Here is an 895-nt window from a genome sequence, read left to right as displayed (position 1 = left end):
CCAGTAATCAATGAGATAATAGATGATGTTAAGGGCTATGGAGAAGATACTAAAGTTGGTAACGTTCTTGATGTTAAAGGTCATCTAACAAATGATAAAACTCCAACTATCAAAGGCACTGCAAAAGCTGGCTCAAAAGTAGAAATTTATGATAATGGCGATAGAATAGGTGAGACAACAGCTAAAGCTGATGGTTCATGGGAATTTACAGCTCCAGAGCTTACTAAACAAGGTGAGCATAAATTTACAGCAACTGCTGAGAATAAATTTGGTAAGAGTACACCAAGCAATGAAGCTACAATCGATCTAGACTCAATCGCTCCAAAACTTGACAATGTTAAAATCACTCCAATTGATACAAACAGCAAAGCTGATGATACAGCAGAGCTAACTATGGGAACTGGTCATACAGATACTCCAAATGCTGAGATATTATTTAGAGATGAAAACAACAACATTATAGGAAAAGGTCACGCTAATAGTACAGGTGACTTCTTAATTCAACTAGATAAAGCTGTTCAACCAGGTACTCCAGTATTTGTTCAAGCAATAGACAAAGCTGGTAACGCAGGTACAGATATGGCTGTGGCTGGCAATATAGAGCATCCAAATGATACTAAAGGACCAGATGTAAATATCGATACTGTAACTCCAGTAGATGAGACTAACCCATCAGATGGTACTCCAGATAAAGGTATCGTAAAAGGTAAATCAGATGAGCCAAATGCTCCAGTAGTTGTTACTGATGAAAATGGTAAAACAATAGGTACTGGCACAACTGATGATAAAGGAAATTTCGAAATCACTACTACTCCAATCAAACCAGGTGATAAAGTAAAAGTAGAAGTAACTGATAAAGCTGGTCATAAAGGTAGTGATACAGAGACTGCAGGGG

General features: G+C 37.5%; 1 protein-coding gene. It reads left to right on the top strand.

All coding sequences use genetic code 11. The features are described 5' to 3' along the window. The coding region (locus F3G86_RS10265; RefSeq protein ID WP_223228520.1) for an Ig-like domain-containing protein at positions 1-895 on the top strand (895 nt) is incomplete at both ends.

This window comes from Campylobacter concisus (assembly GCF_902460595.1).
Taxonomy (GTDB): domain Bacteria; phylum Campylobacterota; class Campylobacteria; order Campylobacterales; family Campylobacteraceae; genus Campylobacter_A; species Campylobacter_A concisus_BL.
This window is presented reverse-complemented; position numbering and strand designations above follow the sequence as displayed.